This window comes from Pseudomonas sp. B611, assembly GCF_055407965.1.
The window spans coordinates 31,899-52,768 of sequence record NZ_JBUZST010000021.1 but is presented as its reverse complement, the minus strand read 5'-3'; the positions used below and the strand labels follow the sequence as shown (position 1 = coordinate 52,768).

Sequence of the window (20,870 nt, the reverse complement as noted above, 5' to 3'; positions counted from 1 at the left end):
TGTGGGAGCGGGCTTGCTCGCGAATACGGTGGTTCAGCCAATGCATTTGTCGACTGACACACCGTCTTCGCGAGCAAGCCCGCTCCCACAGGGGATTTGTGCAAGGTCATGGAACTCGACACATCAGACAGTTAGGTTTTTGCGTGATATCAATATGCCATTTAGGTATTTAAATATTTGTTTTTATACCTTTAAAGTCTGCGCTACCCGACGTTACCCACGCCGGATCGAACCGCGCACGTCGCATTACCCCTGCGGCGTTTTGGACTGCCGATGACCTTCGATTTCGCATTTATCCTCACCACCCTGCCGGCGTTTCTGAAAGCCGTGGGGGTGACGCTGCAAGTGGGCCTGATCGCCATTGCCACCTCGCTGCTGGTGGCGCTGATCAACGCCGCGTTGCTGGTGTTTCGCACGCCGTACCTGTCACGCCTGGTGGCGCTGTATGTGGAGCTGGCGCGCAACACGCCGCTGCTGATCCAACTGTTCTTCGTCTACTTCGCGCTGCCGGCCCTGGGCTTCAATATCTCCGGGTTCTGGGCGGCGATCATCACCATGACCTTTCTCGGTGGCGCGTATCTCACCGAAGTGCTGCGCGCCGGTGTGGAAGCGGTACCGCTGGCGCAGATTGAGTCGGGCAAGTCCATCGGCCTGTCCGACTGGCAGTTGCTGCGTCATGTAATCCTGCCCCAGGCCGGCATCCTCAGCTTGCCGGCGCTGTTCGCCAATTTCATCTTTCTGCTCAAGGAGACCACCGTGGTTTCCGCCGTGGCGGTGCCGGAGATTCTCTACACCACCAAGAGCTACATCGCGCTGTACTACAAGACCTACGAAATGCTCGCCGTGCTGACGCTGATCTGCGTGCTGCTGTTCTTGCCGCTGTCGCTGCTGCTCAGCCGCCTGGAAAGGAGGCTCCAGCATGGCCAGTTCGGGTCTTGAGTTGTTGTGGGTGTCGTTGCCGCAACTGGGCAAGGGCGCCGCGCAAACCCTGTCGATTTCATTCTTGAGCATCGCCTTCAGCACCGTCGGCGGCGTGTTGTACGGCGTGCTGCGCACCTTGAACAACAAGGTGATCAACGCGGTGTTGCGGGTGTACCTGGAACTGTTCCGCGCGATCCCGGTGCTGGTGTGGCTGTACCTGCTGTTTTTCGGCCTGCCGATTTTCTTTGGCCTGAGTATTCCGAGCTTCTGGTGCGCGGTACTGGTGCTATCGCTGTGGGGCGCCAGTGAAGTCGGCGAAGTGGTGCGCGGCGCGTTGCATTCGCTGCCCCGTGGCCAGCGTGAAGCGGGCCTGTCGATTGGTCTTTCGGACCCACAACTCTACGGCTACGTGTTGCTGCCCCAGGCGCTCAAGCGCATGACGCCGCCGACCATCAACGTCTACACGCGCATCATCAAGACCAGCTCCCTGGCGGTGCTGATCGGCGTGGTGGACGTGATCAAGGTCGGCCAGCAAATCATCGAACGCACCTACGAATCCGTGTTGATTTACGGCGTGCTGTTCCTGTTTTTCTTCTTTATCTGCTACCCGTTGTCGGCCGCCTCCAAGGTGCTGGAACGGCGCTGGGCCCAAGCATGAGCGCATTGATCGAGTTTCAGGGTTTCAACAAATATTTCGGCGAAGCGCAGGTGCTCAAGGGCATCGACCTGCGCGTGCAGAGCGGCGAAGTGGTGGTGATCCTCGGCCCCAGCGGCTGTGGCAAAAGCACCTTGCTGCGCTGCCTGAACGGGCTGGAAGTCGCCCACAGCGGCAGCCTGCGTTTTGCCGGTAAAGAGTTGCTGGATAAACACACCGACTGGCGCCAAGTCCGCCAGGACATCGGCATGGTGTTCCAGAGCTACCATTTGTTCCCGCACATGAGCGTGCTCGACAACATCCTGCTCGGCCCGCTGAAAGTGCAAAAACGCGACCCCCGCGAAGCCCGCGAGCAAGCCGAAAAACTGCTGGAGCGCGTCGGCCTGGCCGACAAGCGCGACGCCTTCCCGCGCCAGCTGTCGGGCGGCCAGCAGCAACGCATCGCCATCGTCCGTTCGCTGTGTATGAACCCGCAGGTCATGCTGTTTGACGAGGTCACCGCCGCCCTCGACCCGGAAATGGTCAAGGAAGTGCTGGAAGTGATCCAGGGCCTGGCCCGCGATGGCATGACCCTGCTCATCGTCACCCACGAAATGGCCTTCGCCCGCGCCGTCGCCGACCGCGTGGTGTTTATGGAGGCCGGGCGCATCCTCGAACACAACACCCCCGAAGAATTCTTTACGAACCCGCAAACCGCACGCGCGCAGCAGTTCCTGGAGAAGTTCTCCTTTGTCTCAACACTGCCGAAGAAAACCAAGGAACTGGAGCTGCTATGAAAAAACTACTGCTGCCACTGTTTGCCGTCGCCCTGCTGGCCGGCTGCGATAAAAAGGCCGAAGAGCCTGCCAAACCCGTCGCCGCTGCCGCGAGCTACATCGACAAGATCAAGGCGCGGGACAAGCTGATCGTCGGCGTGTTTACCGACAAGCCGCCGTTCGGCTTTGTGAACGAGGCCGGGCGCTACGTCGGCTTCGATACCGACATCGGCCGCCAATTCGCCAAGGATCTGCTGGGCGATGAAAACAAAGTCGAATTCGTCGCGGTCGAGCCGGCCAGCCGTATTCCGTTCCTGCAAAGCGACAAGGTCGATCTGATCCTCGCCAACATGACCGTGACGCCGGAGCGCAAGGAAGCGGTGGACTTCACCAACCCCAACCTGAAAGTCGCGGTGCAGGCCCTGGTACCCAACGACAGCGTGGTGAAAAGCCTGGATGACCTGGCGACCCGCACCACCATCGTGACCACCGGCACCACCGCGGATATCTGGCTGACCAAAAACCACCCGGACTGGAAACTGCTCAAGTTCGAGAAAAACTCCGAATCGCTGCAAGCGCTGTCGGCGGGCCGTGGTGATGCTTATGCGCAGGACAACCTGGTGCTGTTCAGCTGGGCCAAGCAGAACCCGGGCTACCGCGTGCTGGAAGAGAAACTCGGTGATGAAGCACCGATTGCGCCAGCGGTGAAGAAGGGCAACATCGAACTGCGCGACTGGGTGAATGCCGAGTTGGCGAAGTTGGGTGAGGAGAAGTTCCTGCTCAAGCTGTATGACCAATATGTGCGTAAAGAGCTGAGCGATGACACCAAGCCGGAGAGTGTGATTGTTGAGGGCGGTAAGTGGCAGGGCTGATCCCTACCCGATGATCGTTCCCACGCTCCGCGTGGGAACGCCTCCTGTGACGCTCCGCGTCACGACTCTAGGAGCGGACGCGGAGCGTCCAGGGATGCATTCCCACGCGGAGCGTGGGAACGATCAATCGCCGACTATTCCGGCCAGTGCCACGCCGGCGCATCCAGAATCCCTTGCCCCACCATCCGCGTCTCCCCCAACACCTTCTCCAGCATAATCGAATTGCACCCCTCATCCTGCTGCAACGCCGCAATCAACCGGCTGGCATGGGACACCACCCACACCTGGCACTGCCGGGATGCCTGGATAATCAAGCGCGCCAACGCCGGCAGCAGATCCGGGTGCAAGCTGGTTTCCGGCTCGTTCAGCACCATCATGGTCGGCGGCCGTGGCGTCAGCAACGCCGCGATCAGCAGCAGATAACGCAAGGTGCCGTCGGACAACTCCGCCGCCGACAACGGCCGCAGCAGACCTTCCTGATAAAACTCAATTGCAAAGCGCCCACCCTGCAACGGCTGGATATTCAAGCGGGCGCCGGGAAACGCATCGCTGACCGCGCGCTGCAACGCCTCGGGATCGCCGATTTCGCGGATGGTCTGCAACGCCGCCGCCAAGTCGCGCCCGTCATGGTGCAGCACCGGCGTGCGCGTGCCCAATTGCGGCTGGCGCACGGGCGCGTCCACGTCGCTGCGAAAGTGATCATAAAAGCGCCAACCGCGAATGCTTTCACGCAGCAGCAACACTTCCGGCGAGCCGCGCAGGCTGCCGACCTGATCGAACAGGCTGTGATAATTCGGCGTGTGCTGGGCTAGCACATCCCACTGGCGACCGTCGCGGGCCCGCACCATCGGCCCGGAACGTTGCACCAGCAGGCTGGCCGGGCGGTAGATGTGGCCAGCCCAGATGCACTCTTTTTTCACCTCCGGGTCGAGGGCGAAAAACGACTCGCTGGGTTCGGGCAGCCCCAGGGAAATGGCGTAGCTGAAATCTTCACCGGCAAAGCCCAGGCGCAGGCGCTTGGCGCCTTGGCGCACAGTGGACTCAATCGGCACCTCGCCCTTGTGCATGCGCCGGCTGATGGTTTCCGGGCCGGCCCAGAAGGTCGAATCCAGCCCACCCTCACGGGCCAACGCATTGATCACCCCACCCTGGGCGGTTTCCGCCAGCAGGCGCAGGGCGCGGTACAAGTTGGATTTGCCGCTGCCATTGGGCCCCGTCACCAGGTTCAGCCGGTCCAGAGGCACCACCAATTTGTTGATCGAGCGGTAATTGGCCACCGCGAGGGTTTTGAGCATGCGTCTTCAATCATTGGGGGAACCGCTGGAGTATGGGAGCCTGCATGCAGTTTAGGAACCCTCAACTAAGCTCACAGTCGCATACACATCTGGTTTATCGCATCACGCAAAAGGAGCCTGCATGGGCGGTCGTATTTGCACCTGTATTTTCGGACTTGGCCTACTGACGCTTCTAAGCGGCTGCGGTGAGGAAAAGGCCGAGCCCAAGCAGCATTCACGGGTCTTTGTGCAGGCCGTGCAGCCGGCGGATTTCGCTGCGGCGGTCACCCTCACCGGCGACATCCAGGCCCGCGTGCAAACCGACCTGTCATTCCGCGTGGGTGGCAAGATCATCCAGCGCATGGTCGATGTGGGCGACCGCGTCAGCGCCAAGCAAGTGCTGGCCAAGCTCGACCCCAAGGATTTGCAGACCAACGTCGATTCCGCCCTGGCCCAGGTCGTGGCCGAACAGGCGCGGGTCAAACAAACGGCGGCAGCCTTTGTGCGCCAGGAAAAACTCCTGCCCAAGGGCTACACCAGCCGCAGCGAATACGACGCCGCCCAGGCCGCGCTGCGCAGCAGCCAAAGCGCCCTGGTCGCCGCCCAGGCGCAATTGGCCAACGCCCGCGAGCAACTTGGCTACACCGCATTGATTGCCGACGCGCCCGGCGTGATCACCGCGCGCCAGGCCGAAGTCGGCCAGGTGGTGCAGGCCACCGTACCGATCTTCAGCCTGGCCCAGGATGGCGAGCGCGATGCGGTGTTCAACGTCTACGAATCGCTGCTGGTGGAGCCACCGCCCGACGCGCCGATTACCGTGAGCCTGCTGGATAACCCCAGCATCAAGGCCCAGGGCAAGGTCCGCGAAGTCACCCCGGCCGTGGCCGCCAACACCGGCACCGTGCAGGTGAAGATTGCCCTGGAGGCGTTGCCCAAGGGCATGCGACTGGGCTCGGTGGTCAGCGCCACGGCCAATGGCCCGGCCAAGCCGAGCATCGAGCTGCCCTGGTCGGCCCTGACCAAAGACCTCAACGAGCCTGCCGTGTGGTTGATCGACGGCGACGGCAAGGCGCAGCTGCACAAGGTCAGCGTGGCGCGTTACCTCACCGGTAAAGTCATCATCAGCGAGGGCCTCAAGGGCGGCGAAAAGGTCGTGGTGGCCGGTGGGCAATTGCTGCACCCCGGCATGCTGGTCGAGATTGCCCAACAAGGAGCCCAGCCATGAAGCGTCTGACGGTCATGCTCACCGCCAGCCTGTTGCTCGCGGCGTGTTCCAAGGAAGAGGCACCGCCCGAACAAGTGCGTCCGGTGTTGTCCATGGAAGTGAAAGCGGAGGACCAGGCCAACCTCGGCCGCTTCGCCGGCACGATCCAGGCGCGCTATGAAAGCAACCTGGGTTTCCGCGTGCCTGGGCGCATCGCCCGGCGTGCGGTGGATGTCGGCGCCGAAGTGGAGCAGGGCGCCTTGCTCGCGGTGCTCGACCCCACCGACCAGCAAAACCAGCTGCGCGCCGCGCAGGGCGACCTGGCCAAGGTCCAGGCGCAATTCATCAACGCCCAGGCCAACGCGCGCCGTCAGCAAGAACTGTTCAACCGCGGCGTCGGCGCCCAGGCCCAACTGGACATTGCCCAGACCGACCTGAAAACCACCCAGGCGTCCCTGGATCAAGCCCAGGCGGCGGTCAACCAGGCCAAGGACCAGCTCAACTACGCCGAACTGCGCACCGACCACGCCGGCATCGTCACCGCCTGGAATGCCGAAGCCGGCCAGGTGGTCAGCGCCGGCCAGCAAGTGGTGACCCTGGCCCGTCCGGACATCAAGGAAGCGGTGATCGATCTGCCGGCGGGCCTCGCCGAGCGGTTGCCGCCCGACGTGGTGTTCCTGGTCGCCGGGCAACTCGACCCGAACGTGCACACCACCGCCATCGTGCGCGAGATCGAACCCCAGGCCCAAAGCGCCACGCGCACCCGGCGTGCGCGCCTGACCCTGGCCGAAACACCACCCGCCTTCCGCCTGGGCACGGCGATCAGCGTGACCCTGAGCACCGCCATCGCGCCGCGCATCGAACTCCCCCTGAGCGCGTTGCAGGAGGTCGATGGCAAAACCCGCATCTGGCTGCTCGACACCCAAAGCCGCACCGTGCAACCGCGTGACATCACCGTCATCAGCCGTGACGCCGGCAGCGCCGTGCTCAACGGCGGCGTCAAACCCGGCGAGCGCATCGTCACCGCCGGCGTGAACAGCCTGAAACCCGGGCAGACAGTCAAAATCGACGAGGACAGCCCGCGATGAAAGGCAGCTTCAACTTATCCGACTGGGCCCTCAAGCATCAGTCCTTCGTCTGGTACTTGATGTTCGTCGCGCTGCTGATGGGCGTGTTCTCCTACATGAACCTGGGCCGCGAGGAAGACCCGTCCTTCACCATCAAGACCATGGTGATCCAGACCCGCTGGCCCGGTGCGACCCAGGAAGAAACCCTCAAGCAGGTCACCGACCGCATCGAGAAAAAACTCGAAGAGCTGGATTCCCTCGACTACGTGAAAAGCTACACCCGGCCCGGTGAGTCCACGGTGTTCGTGTTCTTGAAGGACACCACCAGCGCCAAGGACATCCCCCACATCTGGTACCTGGTGCACAAGAAGATCGACGACATTCGCGGCAGCTTCCCCCAGGGGTTGCAGGGGCCGTCGTTCAACGATGAGTTCGGTGATGTGTTCGGTTCGGTGTACGCCTTTACCGGCGACGGCCTGTCGATGCGCCAGTTGCGCGACTACGTTGAACAGGTGCGCGCCGAGATCCGCTCGGTACCTGGGTTGGGCAAGGTCGAGATGATCGGCCAGCAGGACGAAGTGATTTACCTGAACTTCTCCACACGCAAACTGGCCGCGCTGGGCATTGATCAGCGCCAGGTCGTGCAAAGCCTGCAATCGCAGAACGCGGTGACGCCTGCCGGGGTGATCGAGGCCGGGCCGGAGCGGATTTCGGTGCGCACGTCCGGGCAGTTCGCCTCGGAAAAAGACCTGGCCGACGTTAACCTGCGGCTCAATGACCGTTTCTATCGGCTGGCTGACATTGCCGAGATCAGCCGTGGCTACGTCGACCCGGCGCGGCCGATGTTCCGTTTCAACGGCACGCCGGCGATTGGCTTGGCCATTGCCATGCAGAAGGGCGGCAATATCCAGGCGTTCGGCAAGGCCCTGCATGAGCGCATGGACGAACTGACCGCCGACCTGCCGGTGGGCGTTGGCGTGCACAAGGTGTCCGACCAGGCGGAAGTGGTGGAAGAGGCCGTCGGCGGCTTCACCAGCGCGCTGTTTGAGGCGGTGATTATCGTGCTGGTGGTGAGCTTTATCAGCCTCGGTATGCGTGCCGGGCTGGTGGTGGCGTGCTCGATTCCGCTGGTGCTGGCGCTGGTGTTCGTGTTCATGGAATACAGCGGCATCACCATGCAGCGGGTGTCGCTGGGCGCGTTGATCATCGCCCTCGGCCTGTTGGTGGACGACGCCATGATCACGGTGGAGATGATGATCACGCGCCTGGAAAAAGGCGAAACCAAGGAGCAGGCGGCGACCTACGCTTATACGTCCACGGCGTTCCCGATGCTCACCGGCACGCTGGTGACGGTGGCGGGCTTTGTGCCGATTGGCCTCAACGCCAGCTCGGCGGGCGAATACACCTTCACCCTGTTTGCGGTCATCGCCGTGGCGATGCTGGTGTCATGGGTGGTGGCCGTGCTGTTTGCGCCGGTGATTGGCGTGCATATCCTCAGCGCCAAGGTCAAACCCCACGATGCGGAGCCTGGGCGGGTGGGTCGCGCGTTCAACGGCGGCATGCTCTGGGCCATGCGCAACCGCTGGTGGGCCATCGGCATCACCGTGGCGTTGTTTGTGGCGTCGGTGTTCTCGATGCAGTTCGTGCAGAACCAGTTCTTCCCGTCGTCGGACCGCCCGGAAATCCTGGTGGACCTGAACCTGCCGCAAAACGCCTCGATCAACGAGACGCGCAAGGCTGTGGACCGTCTTGAAGCGATCATCAAGGACGACCCGGACATCGCACGCTGGAGCACCTATATCGGCCAAGGCGCGATCCGTTTCTACCTGCCGCTGGACCAGCAACTGGAAAACCCCTACTACGCACAGCTGGTGATTGTCAGCAAAGGCCTGGAAGAACGGGGCGAGTTGATCAAGCGCCTGCAAAAGCGCCTGCGCGATGACTTTGTTGGCATCGGCAGCTATGTGCAGCCGCTGGAAATGGGCCCGCCGGTGGGGCGGCCGATCCAGTATCGGGTGTCCGGCAAGGACATCGACCAGGTGCGCAAACATGCGATCGAACTGGCCACGCTGCTGGACCAGAACACCCACCTGGGCGAGATCATCTACGACTGGAACGAACCCGGCAAAGTGCTGCGGGTGGACATCGCCCAGGACAAGGCGCGGCAACTGGGGTTGTCGTCGGAAGACGTCGCCCAGTTGATGAACAGCGTGGTCAGCGGCGCCTCGGTGACCCAGGTGCATGACGATATCTACCTGATCAACGTGGTCGGCCGCGCCGAAGACGCCGAGCGCGGCACGCCGGAAACCTTGCAGAATTTGCAGATTGTCACGCCCAACGGCACGTCGATCCCACTGCTGGCGTTCGCCACGGTGCGTTATGAGCTGGAACAGCCGCTGGTCTGGCGTCGCGACCGCAAGCCGACCATCACCATCAAGGCGTCGGTGCGCGATGAGATGCAGCCCACCGACCTGGTGAAACAGCTGGCGCCGACCATCGATAAATTCAACGCCGGTTTGCCGGTGGGCTACAAGGTCGCCACCGGCGGCACTGTGGAAGAAAGCGGCAAGGCCCAGGGCCCGATTGCCAGCGTGGTGCCGTTGATGCTGTTCCTGATGGCGACGTTCCTGATGATCCAGCTGCACAGCGTGCAGAAGATGTTCCTGGTGGCGAGTGTTGCGCCGCTGGGGCTGATCGGCGTGGTCCTGGCGCTGATCCCCACGGGCACGCCCATGGGCTTTGTGGCGATCCTCGGCATCCTCGCGCTGATCGGCATCATCATCCGCAACTCGGTGATCCTGGTGACGCAGATCGACGAGTACGAAGTGGCCGGTTACTCACCGTGGGATGCGGTGGTGCAAGCCACCGAGCACCGCCGCCGGCCGATCCTGCTGACGGCTGCTGCGGCGAGCCTGGGCATGATCCCCATCGCCCGCGAAGTGTTCTGGGGGCCGATGGCGTACGCGATGATTGGCGGGATCATCATTGCCACGTTGTTGACGCTGTTGTTCCTGCCGGCGCTGTATGTGGCTTGGTACAAAATCCGCGAACCTAAACCAGACCAACAGGAAAAACGCGGTTAAAAATGTGGGAGCGGGCTTGCTCGCGAAAGCGGTGCATCAGACGCCTGATGGGTTGAATGACACACTGCATTCGCGAGCAAGCCCGCTCCCACATTTGGATCTCCACATGCCTCATGGTTTGTGGGAAACCTCCTGGAATATTTACCGCTGTCGTTTGAGGCAGCGCAGTGTTCTACCCTCCCGACCTCCACCCCAACCGGTCGAACGTTATGAACTGGCATCGTCATTTCTTACTGCTCTGCACGCTCCTCATCTCCCCGCTGGCCCTTGCCAGCACCGTCCTCGAAAACCCGCTGTGGCGCGTCGAACTCGACCCCGCCACCCTCGCCATCCGCGTCACGCCCAACGGCCAGGCGCCGGTGCAGGCCTCCAGCGGCGTTGCCGCGCGCGCAGTCAGCGAACTCGTGCAGAACGCCCAACAAGCCAGTTGGCAGTGGGGAACTTTGCGCGTGACGGCCAACCTCGCGCAACGCGACCTGACATTCGTCATCACGGCGCACGAACCGGGTGACGTGGCGCTCCTTCAACAACCCGCCAGCGCCTTCGGCGAGGGCTTGATCTGGCCATTGGCCGAAGGGCATTACGTGCCAGCCGACAATGCCGCGTGGAAAGCCTTTCTGCTGGAGCAGGGCGACCTCAATACCACCCAGGATCTCAGCCTGCCGTTGTGGGGCATGGACCACGGTAGCTTCACTCTGAACTGGCTGCTGACCAACCCCTACAACAACCGCTTGCGTTGGCAGGCGGACCAGGCGTTGTCGGTGACCCATGAATTCACCGCACTTGATCCCACCGCGCCCATGACCCTGTTGCTGCATTTGGGCGAGGCTGATCCCTTGGCGGGTGCCAAGCGATATCGCCAATGGTTGGTGGAGCAGGGCCGTTATGAGCCCTTGGTGGACAAGCTGAAGCAGACCCCCGAGGGCGAGAAACTGCTGGGGGCCAGCCACGTTTATCTGTGGGGCAATGATCTGTTGGCCCTGGATGATGTGCAGGACTGGCCGCTGCTGCTCAAGCGGCTGCGCACCCATGAACTCAAGGGTCTGCTGGATAAGGAAGCGACGAAAGTCTTGGCACAGGCCACGCCGCTTAATCGCTATGAACAGACGGTATTGCTGCGTGGACTCAACGCAGCGATCAACAAAAAAGCCCGGCAGAGCTGGCAGGTGGACGCGCCCGACATGACACGCCTCGCTGCGCGCTATGGCGAGCTGCGCAGTGAACTGGCCGTTGCGTTTGCCGGAGCGCTGCGCGACACCCCTGGCACGTGGGGCAACCAGACGATTCAAACGTTGAGCCGTGCAGGTCTGCCACATTTGCTGGTGACCTTGGGCGAAGGCTGGGAAGGCGGCCTGTGGCACCCAGAGGCGATTCGCACCGGAGTGGACGCCGGTTTCCTGATGGCGCCCTACGACTCCTATGAGACCGCCTTGTCCGCCAGCGAAAACCCCGACTGGACCACCGCCCATCTGGGGAGTAGGGCCTATCGTGACTGCGCGATTGTGTTGCAAACCGGCAAGCTGAAAACCGGCTTCCAGCAATCCGGCCACTACACCGATCCGCGCTGTGTGCGGCCCTTGCTGGAGGCGCGGGTACAGGCTGTGCAGGCCAAGGCGGGTTTCAACGCCTGGTTCCTCGACGCCTATGCCACCAGCATGGTCTTCGACAGCTACCGCGACGGTGCCCCCATGACCCAGGCGCAAAACGCCGAAGGCAATATCGATGCGTCACGTTGGCTCAATACCGCACGCCAGTTGCCGACCGGTTCCGAGGACGGCAACGCGATCACCGCCCAGGGCATCCTGTTCGCCCACGGCATGCAGACGCCAGTGATTGGCTGGGGTGACCAGGCGATGACGAAGGACAAGCAATCGCCGCATTACGTGGGTAACTGGTACCCGCCGGAGCAGCCTGCGGTGTTCTTCAAACCGGTGCCGCTGAACGAGCCGTTTCGCACGATTCATTTCGAGCCAAGCCTGCGTTTGCCGCTGTATCAGGCGGTGTTCCATGGTTCGGTGATTACCACCCATCACTGGCTGTTCGACAGTCTCAAGCTGAGCAATGTGCGGGTTGAGAATGAGCTGGCGCAACTGCTCTACAACGTGCCGCCGCTGTATCACTTGAGTGCAGCGACGGTTAAGCAGCGGTTACCGGTGATGGAGCGCCAGGATCGGTTTTTCCGGCCGTTGCACCAGCGCTTGGCGACGCAGGCCATGACCGGGTTTCGGTGGCTGACGGTGGATCGACAGGTGCAGGAGACCACGTTTGCGGATGGGACGCGGTTGGTGGCGAATTTTGCTGCGGTCCCAAGAGAGGGGTATGCCGCGCGCAGCGTTACGGCGTTGGTGGTGGGTGAGAAGCCTGTGGTGTATCAGGTCGATTAGCTGTGTCTTTGAGACCTTCGCGAGCAAGCCCGCTCCCACATTTGACCGAGTTCCAACTTTGGAATGCGTTCAAATGTGGGAGCGGGCTTGCTCGCGAAGACGTCAGACCAGACAGCGCTAAAGCTTGCGCCACACACTGGCCAACCAAGGCTGCTGCTCCCGCGCCAACCCCGCCGGCCGGTAGTAATGCTCCAACTCCACAAACCCTGCCTCGCTCAGTAACGCCTGCCAAGCCTCAAGATCGTGATAAGACCCATACCGAGGCCCATTCCACCCTTCCTGGTTCTCACCCCGAGGGTTGGAACTGAACAACACCCCGCCAGCCTTCAACGCCCCATGCAGCTGCTTGAGCACGCGCGGCAATTCTTGCTTGGGAATATGAAACAGCACCGCATTGGCAAAGATCCCGTCGAAGCGTTCAGCCGGCAGGTCCAGCTTGAGGAAGTCCTGCTGCAATACCTCGCACCCGCTGTCTTCCCGTGCCATCTGTGCAAAACGCTCGGAGCCGTCCAGGCCCACGGCGATATGCCCCATGCGCGTGAAAGTCTGCAAATCGCGCCCCGGGCCGCAGCCGAAATCCAGTACGGTAAACGGCGCCGCGCCCTGGATGTGGCGCAGCAGCGCGTCGATGTTCTGGCTCACATCGTGGTCGCGGGTGCCTGCACGGAAGTCCTCGGCCACTTTGTTGTAGTGGCCGAGGGTGGTGGAGGTGATCTGGTCGAGGTCGTCGGGTTTTAGAGTCATGCCGAGGAATATACCCCATCTGATCGTTCCCACGCTCCGCGTGGGAATGCAGCCAGGACGCTCCGCGTCCGCGACCTCAGCGCTTGTTCAGCACCCGCGCCAACCGATCGCCGCCGAGCTGGATGACCGCCACCAGCACCACCAGCAGCACGATCACTGTCAGCATGATCTGCGTATCAAAGCGCTGGTAGCCGTAGCGATAGGCAATGTCGCCCAAACCACCGGCGCCAATCGCACCGGCCATGGCCGACGAGTTGATCATCGTCACCAAGGTGATGGTGAACCCGCCGACAATTCCCGGCAGCGCTTCAGGCAACAGCACGTGCCAGATGATGTGCCAGCGCCGGCAGCCCATGGCCTGGGCGGCTTCGATCAAACCCTGATCGACCTCGCGCAGGCTCACCTCGGCAATCCGCGCAAAGAACGGCGTAGCCGCGATGGTCAGCGGCACCACCGCCGCCCACACACCGTAGGTGGTGCCGACGATCAGCCGGGTGAACGGGATCAGCGCCACCATCAGGATCAAGAACGGAATCGAGCGGAACAGATTGACGAACGCCCCGAGCACACGGTTCAGCGCCGGTGCCTGGTAGATGCCGCCCTTGTCGCTGGTCACCAGGAACACCGCCAGCGGAATCCCCACCAGCAACGCGATCAGCGACGACACACCGACCATCAACAAGGTGTCGATGGCGCCCTGTAATAAACGATCAAACCACATAGCCCAGCACCTCCACCTGTTGTGCCCAATTGCCGGCGCGCTTGCGCAATTCATCGGCGCTGTGGAGCGAGCCACTCACCGCCAGCAGCAATTGCCCCAAGGCATGGCCCTGGATGCGCTCCACGCCGCCTTGCAGCAAGCGCACGCGCCCGCCGAGGGCGCTGAACAGCGCGGCCAGGTCCGGCTCGTCGGTGCCTGCGCCGGTAAACTGCAAGCGCAGCACCACCGCGGCCTCCGCCGACGTCGAAGTGGCCTGCAAACGGCTTTGCAGTTCTTCCGGCAAACCGTGTTGCAGGGGCGCCAGCAGGGTTTTGCTGACCTCATGTTGCGGGTCGCCAAACACCTGCCACACCGGGCCTTGCTCGACGATGTGACCGTGTTCCAGCACCACCACGCGGTCGCAGATCTCGCGGATCACCGCCATCTCGTGGGTGATCAGCACGATGGTCAGGCCCAGGCGCCGGTTGATCTCGCGCAGCAGGCCGAGGATCGACTGGGTGGTTTCCGGGTCGAGGGCCGACGTGGCCTCGTCGCACAACAAAATCTCGGGGTCGTGCACCAGCGAGCGGGCGATGCCCACGCGCTGTTTCTGCCCGCCGGACAATTGCGCCGGATACGCTTTGTGCTTGTCCTGCAAACCCACCAACTCCAGCAGCTCGCGCACTTTCTGCTCGCGCTGCGGCTTGGGCACGCCGGCCACTTTCAGCGGCAGCTCGACGTTCTGCCACACGGTCTTGGCCGACATCAGATTGAAATGCTGGAAGATCATGCCGATGCGCCGACGCAGCGCCACCAGGCGGTCTTCGTCGTAGTCGCCGATGTCCACCTGATCGATCAGCACCCGCCCGCTGCTGGGTTGTTCCAGGCGGTTGATGGTGCGGATCAACGAGGATTTACCGGCGCCGCTGCGGCCGATGATGCCGAACACCTCACCGCGCTGGATCGCCAGGTCGATGCCTTGCAGGGCATGCACCTTGCCGTCGTAGCTCTTGCCCAGGTTGATGAAGCGCACATGGGCGCGGTTCAAGTCGGGGTGCAGTTCGGTCTGCTCGGCGTCCCTGGGCGGTGTGCCCAGGTCACGCAGTTGGAAGTGGGCAGCGGTCATTTTTTAGCTTCCCAGCCGACTTGGTAGAGCTTGCCCAGGGACTTGTCCAACGCGGCGCGCACCACCGGCGAGTGCTGGTAGATATCGACGAACTTGATCACCCGCGGGTCGGTTGTGCCCTTGGGCTGGGTGACGAACTGGATCACGTATTCCGGGTGGTCGAGGCCGTCGAACAGCAGCGCCGACTCGGCATCGAAGGTCTTGGACAGGCGGATATAGGCCGGGTAGCCCTGCACCAGATCGGCATCGTCATAGGCGCGCACCAGTTGCACGGCCTCGACTTGCAGGATCTTGATCTTCTTCGGGTTGCTGACGATGTCTTCTTCGGTGGCCTTGTAGCCCACGCCCGGCTTGAGGGTGATCAGCCCCGCCTTGGCCAGCAATTGCAGGCCGCGCCCACTATTGATCGGGTCGTTGGCGATGGCCACGCTGGCGCCTTGGGGCAGGTCGTTGATGCTTTTGAATTTCTTCGAGTACAGGCCGACGTTGTTGATGATCCCCGGCGCGTACGGCACCAGGTCAAAACCGGCGGCAGCCTTGGCGTTTTCCAGGAACGGGATGTGCTGGAAGTAGTTCACGTCGATATCACCGGCGGCGAGGCTGACGTTGGGTGCGATCCAGTCGGTGAACTCCACCAGCTCGACTTTCAGGCCTTGCTTGCCGGCTTCGGCGACGGCGGCTTCCAACGGTATTGCGAAAGCGGCGGTGGTGCCGACTTTCAGCGGCGCGTCGTTGGCGAATACCGCCGAGCTGAACAGACCAAGGGCCAGGGCCAGTGCTTTGACTGGGTGGGAGAGCAGTGTTTTTTTCATAGTGGTTTTCCAGTCATAAGGTAGTGATACAAACAATGGAGATCCAAATGTGGGAGCGGGCTTGCTCGCGAATGCGTCGGGTCAGCCAGCGAATGTGCCGACTGACACACCGCATTCGCGAGCAAGCCCGCTCCCACACAAACCCATTTCCACATTTTTGATTAGTGGCGGTAGGTGGAGCCGGTGTGTTGTTCGGGCAGGCGGGCGGTGTTGTGGAAGACTTTTTCGCGCAGCGTGCCGGTCTCATAAGCGGTCTTGTACGACCCCCGCTTCTGCAACTCCGGCACCACCAGCTCAATGAAATCCACATAGCTTTCCGGCGTGACAATCCGCGTCAGGTTGAAGCCATCCAGCCCGGTCTCGCTGATCCACGACTCCAACTCATCCGCCACCTGCTCGGGCGAGCCGACCAGGGTGATATAGCGCCCGCCGAGGGCGTGCTGCTCGAGCAATTTGCGCCGGGTCCAGTCGTTGTTCTGCAGGTTCTTGGTCGCCGACTGGATCGCGTTGCTCTTCACGTACTGGATCGGTTCATCCAATGCGTACTGCGAGAAATCAATCGCCGTGGACGCCGAGAAGTGCGCCACGCCGGCTTCCGCGCTGGCATAGCTGAGGTACTCGGCGTGCTTGGCCCAGGCCGCGTCTTCGGTGGCGCCAACGATCACGTTGAGGCCCATGAACACCTTGATGTCATCCGGGTTGCGCCCGGCTTCGACGGCGCTGGCGCGTACCTTGTCCACCTGGGTCTTGGTCGCGGCCTTGTTCTGTCCGCTGATAAACACGCACTCGGCATGCCGACCGGCGAACAGCAAACCGCGATCCGAACTGCCGGCCTGGAACAGCACCGGCGTACGCTGCGGCGACGGCTCGCACAGGTGATAACCCTCCACCTGATAGAACTCGCCGTGGTGCTCGACCTTGTGCACCTTGCCCGGCTGGGCATACACCCGCGCCTGTGGGTCGTTGCGCACGGCGTCGTCTTCCCAGCTGCCTTCCCAGAGTTTGTAGAGCACCTCCAGGTACTCGTCGGCCTGGTCGTAGCGGCGGTCATGCTCGACCTGTTCGGTGAGGCCCATGGCCTTGGCGGCGCTGTCGAGGTAGCCGGTGACGATGTTCCAACCCACACGGCCACGGCTCAGGTGGTCCAGCGTGGACATGCGCCGCGCGAACAGGTACGGCGGCTCGTAGGTGAGGTTGGCGGTGAGGCCGAAGCCGAGGTTTTTCGTCACCGCCGCCATCGCCGAGACCAATAGCAACGGGTCATTCACCGGCAGCTGGATCGACTCTGTGAGCGGCACGTCGATGGAATTTTGATAGACGTCGTACACGCCGACGATATCGGCGATGAACAGCCCGTCGAACAGCCCGCGCTCCAGGATCTGCGCCAATTCGGTCCAGTACTCGATGGTCTTGTACTGGGTCGAGGTGTCCCGTGGGTGGGTCCACATACCGTGGTTGATGTGTCCGATGCAGTTCATGTTGAAGGCATTGAGCAGGATTTTTTTCTTGGCCATTTAGATGGTCCCCCGCAGTGGCGGGTTTGCATCGTTGAGGTAGTAATTGCCCACCGCGTGGTACTTCCAGCGCACCGGGTCGTGCAGGGTGTGCACGCGGGCGTTGCGCCAGTGGCGGTCGAGGCCGTGTTCGGCCAGGGTCGCCTGGCTGCCGGCCAGTTCAAACAGCGTGCTGCCAGCGGCCAGGGAAATTTCGGTGCTCAAGGCGCGCACTTCGGCCACCGCAATCGAGGCGGCGGCGACGGTGTCGGCGTTGCTCTCGGCCTGGGCGCGGTCGAGGAACTCGCCGGCGCGTTCCAGCAAGGCTTCGCTGGCGTGCAGGCGGATGCTCAGGTGGCCGAAGCTTTTCAGGGTCAAGGGGTCTTCAGTGGCTTTGTCGTTGCCGGAATCGATCCACGGGCGGGTCTTGGTGCGCACGAAGTGCAGCGCATCCTCAAAGGCGGCGCGGGCGATGCCGGTGTCGATGGCGGCGTGGAGGATCTGCGCCAGGGGGCCGACGGTGGTCGGGCGTTCGAAGGCGCTCTGGAACGGGACCACGTCGGCGGCGGCGACCCACACGTTGTCGAACACCACCGAACCGCTGCCGGTGGTGCGCTGGCCGAAGCCGCTCCAATCGTCGATCACCGTCAGGCCGTCGCTGTCACGGGGCACGAAGGCCAGTTGCTGCACGCCGTGTTCATCCACCACTGAGGTGGGGATGCGTTGGGCGTAGATCGCGCCGGTGGAGTAGAACTTGCGACCGTTGATACGGAAACCATCGCCGTCGCGGGTGATCGAGGTGACGCGGTCGTGGGCGGTCTTGGTGCCCAGTTCGGCCAGGGCATTGCCGAAACGCTGGCCGGCCAACACCTCGGCGTACAGGCGTTGTTGCTGCGCTGGCGTGCCGTTCACGCGCAGCACTTCGAGGGCGTAGAAATGGTTCTGCGGGATCTGGCCCAGGGACGCATCCGCCTGGGCGATCAACGCAATGACCTTGGCCAGGGTGACGTTGGACACGCCCGCGCCGCCGTATTCCTTCGGCACGCTGATGCCCCACAGGCCGGAGCGGGAAAATACGTCCAGTTCGGGCAAGGGCAGGCGGCGTTCGCGGTCGCGCTGGGCGCTGTCGCGGCGGAAGTCTTCGGCCAGGTCGCTGGCGACAACAAGGGCTTGTTCATCGCTGGTGATAACCGCGACGTTTGCAGAGAAAGTCATGTGTGCTCCAGAAGCTTGTAGAGGAAGTGTTCTGGTCGGTTAAATCCAGGAGTGACGAGCCGGCAACGTGCCGTTCAATCGATAGGCGCCGATGGCGTGATACTTCCAGCGCACCGGGTCGTGCAGGGTGTGCACGCGGGCGTTGCGCCAGTGGCGGTCGAGGTTGAACTCGGCGAGGGTGGCGCGGCTGCCGGCCAGTTCGAAGAGCTTTTCGCTGACCTGCAGCGACACTTCGGTGGTCAGCACTTTGGCCTCGGCCACGGCGATGGATGCACGGGCGGCGGACTGCGCGGTGATCGGCGCGGCGCTGACCTGGTCCAGCACTTGACCGGCCTTGCGCAGCAGGGCTTCGGCGGCGTGCAGTTCGATTTTCAGCTTGCCGATGTCGGCGATCACATACAGGTCATCGCTGGCGCGTTCGACCTTGGCGTCGATCCACGGGCGCGAACGTTCACGGACGAAGGCGATGGTGTCGTCGAGGGCACCACGGGCGATGCCGGCGTCGATGGCGGCCTGGATCAGTTGCGAGACGGCGCCCTGGATGTTCGGGGTTTCGCCGATGCGCCAGTTTTCCACTACCAACTCGGCGTCCACCGGTACTTGATCCAGCAATACCGTGCCGCTGGCCGTAGTGCGTTGGCCGAAGCCCGACCAATCGTCAACGATGCGCAGCCCTTCGGTGCCACGGCGCACAAACGCCATGACCTGCTTGCCGTCGTCGTTGAGCGCCTTGACCGCCACCCAGTGGGCGAACAGCGCGCCGGTGGAGTAGAACTTCTGGCCGCTGATCACATAGCCGTCGCCCTTGGCGGTAATGCGCGCCTTGAGTTCCAGGGTGTTCTTGGTGCCGCGTTCCGGGCCCCCATTGCCGATGCGCCAGCCGTCGAGGACGCTCTGGAACAGTTGCTTTTTCTGGCGCTCGGTGGCGGCTCCCTGCACCAGGTGCAGGATGCCGAAATGGTTCTGCGGGATCTGGCCGAGGGCCGGGTCGGCCGCGCTGATGATTGCGAATACGTCGGCCAGGGTCACGAAAGACACCTGCGGGCCGCCGTATTCACGGGGAATGGAAATACTGCCCAGGCCACTGCGGGTGAATTGTTCCAGCTGTGCCCATGGCAGTTTGCGTTGCTGATCGCGCTTGGCGGCTTGCAGGCGTGCCGCCTGGGCCAGCGCGTGGGCCGCATTCAGCGCCTCTGCGTCGTTGCGCAGCACGGTGGCTGGCAACAGCAGGGGGGCGACGTCCAGATCACTCTGGGGGGGTGTTTGAGCCAAGTTAGACATCAGCGCCGCTCCTTGGCTGCACGCAATGCCCTGGCGTTACGCACCGGGGTAATTCTGACCATACCGACCTCGCATTCAATGAAATGAAAACAGAAAAATCAAAGATGTCCGGTGGTCCGGTGCATATACCCTAAGCGTGTTAAATATTTAAATAAACGTGCTTTTTGGAATAAGCATAGAAGGTCCGTCATCCAGGTTCGCAGGGCGAGCCGAGAGGGCGCGGCTGATAGATCAGCGCCGTCCCGGCCGAGCGGGTCGGCGCCCCGGCGGCGATGCGCAAAGTGCGTGCCGGCGCCCAGCGCGAATTGTTGCCGACGCGATCAAGAATGCAGTACGTGACCTCCAGACGGCTGTCGTCGCCGGCTTCGACAATCACAGTCGAGGGCACCCACACCCGTACAGGCTGGCCGACATCCCTGGCCTGGATCTTCGGCAGGTCCAGGCGCACATCGCCCCAGCGCAGGGTTATGGCGTCGCCGCTGGTCATGTTCAGGTAGGGCTCGATAGTCAGGGGAATGCCCCGCCGCACCTGGCTGGCGTTGACGCCGTAGCGGCGAATGGTCTCGGGCAGGCTGGCGGGAGCGAGGTTCAGGTTTTCGTCGCAGTACAGTGGCGAGGGCTGGCCGCCCGGGTAGTTGGTCTTCACCCGCACCCGCGTCACGGCCGAGCGTGCGGCGGCGTGGCCGACTTGCATGACCTGGTAATGGACCTGGGCCGGGCCATCTTGCACAAAACTTTCCGGCACACGCAGGTGCGTGGGGGTGCCGACCTTGCAGGCGGTTACCCGGCGCGAGGCGGCAAAGCAGTTGTTCCAGAACAGTTCGATCAGGTCGCCTTCATCCATGTCGGGGTAGGGCGCGATATCGACCTGCAGCTGTGCGGCAGCCAGGGCGTTGATGCCGTTTCGAAGGGCCTGTGGCAGGGTCGGCGCGGTGAGCAGGGTGTGCGTCATAAGTAATCTCCTTGATGCAACCAGCAGCAATCGTTCCGGCCCTTTACGCGGGGTGCGGGCAGGGGCTGAAAAGAACGATTCAGTGAATAGCCGGGATAGGATCCAATCCTCAGGGCGCTAGATAAGAGGGTTGGCCAAGAGGCGTCAATGGCGGCAAAGGGCTAAACGGCGGGTTGGGGGAGATTCAGAAGGGGCTGACGCGGCGGGGGAATTCCGGATAGGTGTGGCGGGGTGTTTTACCGCTTGGAATGCAGACTTGCTGTAGGCGCGGAGATCCCTTGTGGGAGCGGGCTTGCTCGCGAAGGCGGTGTATCAGCCGACGCATGTGGCAG

17 protein-coding genes are annotated in these 20,870 nt (G+C 62.6%); 8 read left to right on the top strand and 9 right to left on the bottom strand.

All coding sequences use genetic code 11. The features are described from left to right. The first annotated feature begins 273 nt into the window (after positions 1–273). From ACZRMO_RS26710 to ACZRMO_RS26695, 4 genes are read left to right on the top strand one after another with little or no spacing between them, the layout of a single operon-like run. On the top strand, positions 274–939 hold the full coding sequence (locus ACZRMO_RS26710) for an amino acid ABC transporter permease (RefSeq protein WP_017736876.1): 666 nt from the start codon (positions 274–276) through the stop codon (positions 937–939). Beyond that, positions 920–1,579: an amino acid ABC transporter permease gene (locus ACZRMO_RS26705; protein WP_017736877.1), complete on the top strand. Its 660-nt coding sequence runs from the start codon at positions 920–922 to the stop codon at positions 1,577–1,579. The genes ACZRMO_RS26710 and ACZRMO_RS26705 overlap by 20 nt, the downstream gene beginning before the upstream one ends. After that, on the top strand, positions 1,576–2,352 hold the full coding sequence (locus tag ACZRMO_RS26700) for an amino acid ABC transporter ATP-binding protein (RefSeq protein WP_463974834.1): 777 nt from the start codon (positions 1,576–1,578) through the stop codon (positions 2,350–2,352). The genes ACZRMO_RS26705 and ACZRMO_RS26700 overlap by 4 nt, the downstream gene beginning before the upstream one ends. Further along, positions 2,349–3,203, top strand: a complete 855-nt coding sequence (locus ACZRMO_RS26695) for a transporter substrate-binding domain-containing protein (protein ID WP_463974833.1) — start codon at positions 2,349–2,351, stop codon at positions 3,201–3,203. The genes ACZRMO_RS26700 and ACZRMO_RS26695 overlap by 4 nt, the downstream gene beginning before the upstream one ends. A 134-nt stretch (positions 3,204–3,337) precedes the next feature. Here the strand turns inward: ACZRMO_RS26695 and ACZRMO_RS26690 are convergent, their stop codons facing one another. Beyond that, complete coding sequence (locus tag ACZRMO_RS26690) at positions 3,338–4,498, bottom strand: AAA family ATPase (RefSeq protein ID WP_463974832.1); 1,161 nt, start codon at positions 4,496–4,498, stop codon at positions 3,338–3,340. 121 nt (positions 4,499–4,619) lie between these two features. On the opposite strand from ACZRMO_RS26690, the gene ACZRMO_RS26685 reads away from it, so the two are divergent. The 4 genes from ACZRMO_RS26685 (at position 4,620) to ACZRMO_RS26670 (ending at position 12,215) form a co-directional block, all read left to right on the top strand. Then, a complete protein-coding gene (locus tag ACZRMO_RS26685) occupies positions 4,620–5,702 on the top strand; it encodes an efflux RND transporter periplasmic adaptor subunit (RefSeq protein WP_463974831.1) in 1,083 nt (360 codons plus the stop codon). After that, positions 5,699–6,769 carry an efflux RND transporter periplasmic adaptor subunit gene (locus ACZRMO_RS26680; RefSeq protein WP_463974830.1) on the top strand — a complete coding sequence of 357 codons (1,071 nt, stop codon included), beginning with the start codon at positions 5,699–5,701 and terminating at the stop codon, positions 6,767–6,769. The genes ACZRMO_RS26685 and ACZRMO_RS26680 overlap by 4 nt, the downstream gene beginning before the upstream one ends. Next, on the top strand, positions 6,766–9,831 hold the full coding sequence (locus ACZRMO_RS26675; protein WP_463974829.1) for an efflux RND transporter permease subunit: 3,066 nt from the start codon (positions 6,766–6,768) through the stop codon (positions 9,829–9,831). The genes ACZRMO_RS26680 and ACZRMO_RS26675 overlap by 4 nt, the downstream gene beginning before the upstream one ends. 209 nt (positions 9,832–10,040) lie before the next feature. Next, positions 10,041–12,215, top strand: coding sequence for a glycoside hydrolase (locus ACZRMO_RS26670; protein WP_463974828.1), 2,175 nt, complete (start codon positions 10,041–10,043; stop codon positions 12,213–12,215). Between the two features lie 117 nt (positions 12,216–12,332). Here ACZRMO_RS26670 and ACZRMO_RS26665 read toward each other — a convergent pair whose 3' ends face one another. The 8 genes from ACZRMO_RS26665 to ACZRMO_RS26630 all read right to left on the bottom strand — a co-directional run bounded on the left by ACZRMO_RS26665 (position 12,333) and on the right by ACZRMO_RS26630 (position 20,538). Then, the gene (locus ACZRMO_RS26665) at positions 12,333–12,959 is read right to left on the bottom strand and encodes a class I SAM-dependent methyltransferase (protein WP_463974827.1); all 627 of its coding nucleotides are present in this window, start codon (positions 12,957–12,959) and stop codon (positions 12,333–12,335) included. A gap of 76 nt (positions 12,960–13,035) precedes the next feature. Next, the gene (locus ACZRMO_RS26660; protein ID WP_463974826.1) at positions 13,036–13,680 is read right to left on the bottom strand and encodes a methionine ABC transporter permease; all 645 of its coding nucleotides are present in this window, start codon (positions 13,678–13,680) and stop codon (positions 13,036–13,038) included. Next, positions 13,670–14,785: a methionine ABC transporter ATP-binding protein gene (locus ACZRMO_RS26655; RefSeq protein WP_463974825.1), complete on the bottom strand. Its 1,116-nt coding sequence runs from the start codon at positions 14,783–14,785 to the stop codon at positions 13,670–13,672. The genes ACZRMO_RS26660 and ACZRMO_RS26655 overlap by 11 nt, the downstream gene beginning before the upstream one ends. After that, positions 14,782–15,597 carry a MetQ/NlpA family ABC transporter substrate-binding protein gene (locus ACZRMO_RS26650; protein WP_207040956.1) on the bottom strand — a complete coding sequence of 272 codons (816 nt, stop codon included), beginning with the start codon at positions 15,595–15,597 and terminating at the stop codon, positions 14,782–14,784. Before ACZRMO_RS26650 ends, ACZRMO_RS26655 begins: the two co-directional genes overlap by 4 nt. A gap of 161 nt (positions 15,598–15,758) precedes the next feature. Then, positions 15,759–17,111: an LLM class flavin-dependent oxidoreductase gene (locus ACZRMO_RS26645; protein WP_463974824.1), complete on the bottom strand. Its 1,353-nt coding sequence runs from the start codon at positions 17,109–17,111 to the stop codon at positions 15,759–15,761. Beyond that, positions 17,112–18,305, bottom strand: coding sequence for an SfnB family sulfur acquisition oxidoreductase (locus ACZRMO_RS26640; RefSeq protein ID WP_463974823.1), 1,194 nt, complete (start codon positions 18,303–18,305; stop codon positions 17,112–17,114). It lies immediately after the preceding gene. A gap of 39 nt (positions 18,306–18,344) precedes the next feature. Next, complete coding sequence (locus ACZRMO_RS26635) at positions 18,345–19,586, bottom strand: SfnB family sulfur acquisition oxidoreductase (RefSeq protein WP_463974822.1); 1,242 nt, start codon at positions 19,584–19,586, stop codon at positions 18,345–18,347. Positions 19,587–19,773: 187 nt separating this feature from the next. Next, on the bottom strand, positions 19,774–20,538 hold the full coding sequence (locus ACZRMO_RS26630; protein WP_463974821.1) for a hypothetical protein: 765 nt from the start codon (positions 20,536–20,538) through the stop codon (positions 19,774–19,776). Between the last annotated feature and the right edge of the window lie 332 nt (positions 20,539–20,870).